The sequence below is a fragment of the Streptomyces niger genome, from assembly GCF_000718305.1.
Lineage (GTDB): Bacteria > Actinomycetota > Actinomycetes > Streptomycetales > Streptomycetaceae > Streptomyces > Streptomyces niger.
Window position 1 is genome coordinate 1 of the sequence record NZ_JOFQ01000075.1, and the last position, 320, is coordinate 320.

Below are 320 nucleotides of genomic sequence, written 5' to 3' on the forward strand. Positions count from 1 at the left end.
CGCCCTGGCCACCGGCGGCCGCGCCGTCATCGTCAGCCACGACACCACCCGCAACGCCGACGCCATGTGGCAACTCCTCCGGGACGAGCACGTGACGGTGCTCAGCCAGACCCCCTCGATGTTCCGGGAGTTGGTGGAACACGCCGCGGGCGCCGGTGAGGAGGGACTTCCCGAGCTGCGGTGGATCGTCTTCGGTGGCGAGGCACTGGAGCCCAAGCACGTGCAGACCTGGTTCGAGCGCTACACCCAGCCCCGCACACGGCTGGTGAACATGTACGGCATCACCGAAACCACCGTCCACGTCACCTACCAAGAAATCC

1 protein-coding gene is annotated in these 320 nt (G+C 67.2%); it reads left to right on the forward strand.

Going from position 1 to position 320, the window contains the following annotated elements; all coding sequences use genetic code 11:
• Positions 1-320: AMP-binding protein (locus IF20_RS36960; protein WP_199896938.1), on the forward strand; the 320-nt coding region annotated here is incomplete at both ends.